The sequence below is a fragment of the Leisingera sp. F5 genome (genome assembly GCF_001593695.1).
The window spans coordinates 1-2,340 of sequence record NZ_LUKH01000472.1 but is presented as its reverse complement, the minus strand read 5'-3'; the positions used below and the strand labels follow the sequence as shown (position 1 = coordinate 2,340).

Below are 2,340 nucleotides of genomic sequence, written 5' to 3'. Positions count from 1 at the left end.
CCCCCCAACAGCCTGCTCCACCATAAAAAGCCAGAGCCTTAGGCCCCGGCTGCGGGTATCTTCGTTGAATATCAACATTTGCAGTGTTAGGCCCTGCTGCAACTTTACTCGTAACCTGAATGGAGCAGACAATGGCCGGGGATTACATCGTCAAGGACATCGCGCTGGCCGGGTTCGGCCGCAAAGAGCTGGACATCGCCGAAACCGAAATGCCGGGCCTGATGTCCCTGCGTGCGGAATACGGCGAAAGCAAACCGCTGAAAGGCGCGCGGATTGTCGGCTCGCTGCATATGACTATCCAGACAGCTGTGCTGATCGAAACGCTGGTGGCGTTGGGCGCCGATGTGCGCTGGGCGTCGTGCAACATTTTCTCGACCCAGGACCACGCTGCCGCAGCGATTGCCGAAGCTGGCATCCCGGTCTTTGCGATCAAGGGCCAATCGCTGGAAGAGCATTGGGATTACCTGGATAAATCCTTCATGTTCTCTGAGGGTCCGAACCTGATCCTCGACGACGGCGGCGATGCCACCCTTTATGTGCTGCTGGGCGCGCGTGCCGAAGCGGGCGAGGACATTATCCCGGTGCCGCAGTCCGAAGAAGAAGCTGTCATCAAGGTGCAGATCCAGAAGCGCATGGAAGCGTCCCCGGGCTGGTTCACCAAGACCCGTGACGCGATCCTGGGCGTTTCCGAGGAAACCACCACCGGCGTTCACCGGCTGTATGAGTTGCAGAAGAACGGCCAGCTGCCGTTCCCGGCGATCAATGTCAATGACTCTGTCACCAAGTCGAAGTTCGATAACAAATACGGCTGCAAAGAATCGCTGGTCGACGGCATCCGCCGCGCCACTGACACCATGATGGCCGGCAAGGTTGCCGTGGTCTGTGGTTACGGTGACGTTGGCAAAGGTTCTGCAGCTTCGCTGCGTGGCGCAGGCGCCCGCGTGAAGGTCACCGAAGCGGACCCGATTTGCGCGTTGCAGGCCGCGATGGACGGTTTTGAAGTGGTGCTGCTGGAGGAGGAAGTTTCCTCCGCCGATATCTTCATCACCACCACCGGCAACAAGGACGTGATCCGCATCGAGCATATGCGCGAGATGAAGGACATGGCAATTGTCGGCAACATCGGCCACTTCGACAATGAGATCCAGGTTGCGGCGCTGAAGAACCACAAGTGGACCAACATCAAGGAACAAGTGGACATGATCGAGATGCCCTCGGGCAACCGCATGATTCTGCTGTCCGAAGGCCGCCTGCTGAACCTTGGCAATGCCACCGGCCACCCGTCGTTTGTGATGTCGGCCTCCTTCACCAACCAGGTGCTGGCCCAGATCGAGCTGTGGACCCGCGGAGACCACTACGGCAATGACGTTTACATCCTGCCTAAGCATCTGGACGAAAAAGTCGCCCGCCTGCACCTGGGCCGCATCGGGGTCAAGCTGACCGAGCTGAGCGCCGAACAGGCCGCCTATATCGGTGTGGCGCCGGAAGGCCCGTTCAAGCCTGAGCATTATCGCTACTAAGCGGTTCCTCTTTTCAATAAAATCAGCGCCGCTGGAGCAATCCGGCGGCGCTTCTCTATTGCCGGGCCTCGGATCAGCGCTGGCTGGGCATATGGTCGCCGCGCCCCTCAGGGGTGAGGTCGAACAGATTTCACATCGGCCATAGTGCATCTACATGGCGCGGCTGCCAGGGACTTGGCTCAAAGAGCATCTCCGATCCCCAGAAATGCCGGATTCCGTCCACTGATCGGGTAAAGACATGCAGCATCGGCAGCTGCGCGCCCTCGCTGCTTTCACCCAAGTAGTCTTGCTGATAGCTGCTACCCGCAGCAGAATAGAGCGGCAGATCCTGCCAGTCCTTTGCGATCTGCAGTGCTGCAAGCCGTTCCGGCGACAATTGCGCGACAACCGCAAACCCCATGCGCGCGTGCACATGGGACACTTGCCCGCGCCGGCCATCAAGAATCGCTGCACACATCGGGCAGGCGGCCTTGCTATCCGGCCCGTACATCAGAGAATAAACCGCTAGGGCACTGTGCTGGCCGAACAGGTCCAGCAGGGATGCCGAAGCGCCGCTGGTGCTGCGGAATTCATAAGTCTCCGCAACCCGCCCGCCGGCAGGCAAAGCCCGGCGCAGGGCGGCAACTTTTTCGGTTTGTGCGCGCAAAGCGAGCTCAGCTTGCAACAGTTCATTGCGGGCTGTGCGGTAGGCGGCGCTCTCGTTAGGGAAGTTTACAGGCATTGCGTGCCTTTCCTGACTGGAGATACCTTATATTAACAATAATGTTAAATAATATTACGATCTGTCAAGAGGCTTCACAATTTCCGCAGTGAGACCCGG

The 2,340-nt window shown here is 58.8% G+C and carries 2 protein-coding genes; one reads left to right on the top strand and one right to left on the bottom strand.

Annotated elements, in window-relative coordinates; translation table 11 throughout:
- Window positions 1-131: 131 nt before the first annotated feature.
- Window positions 132-1,520: an adenosylhomocysteinase gene (ahcY, locus tag A2I95_RS32050; protein ID WP_027256948.1), complete on the top strand. Its 1,389-nt coding sequence runs from the start codon at window positions 132-134 to the stop codon at window positions 1,518-1,520.
- A 130-nt stretch (window positions 1,521-1,650) separates the two neighbouring features.
- Here the strand turns inward: ahcY and A2I95_RS32045 are convergent, their stop codons facing one another.
- The gene (locus A2I95_RS32045; RefSeq protein ID WP_291736330.1) at window positions 1,651-2,241 is read right to left on the bottom strand and encodes a DUF899 family protein; all 591 of its coding nucleotides are present in this window, start codon (window positions 2,239-2,241) and stop codon (window positions 1,651-1,653) included.
- Window positions 2,242-2,340 lie beyond the last annotated feature (99 nt).

Excerpts from the sequence above, each read along its gene's own strand:
- ahcY (WP_027256948.1), top strand. The coding sequence starts at position 132 with ATGGCCGGGGATTACATCGTCAAGGACATCGCGCTGGCCGGGTTCGGC.
- A2I95_RS32045 (WP_291736330.1), bottom strand. The coding sequence starts at position 2,241 with ATGCCTGTAAACTTCCCTAACGAGAGCGCCGCCTACCGCACAGCCCGC.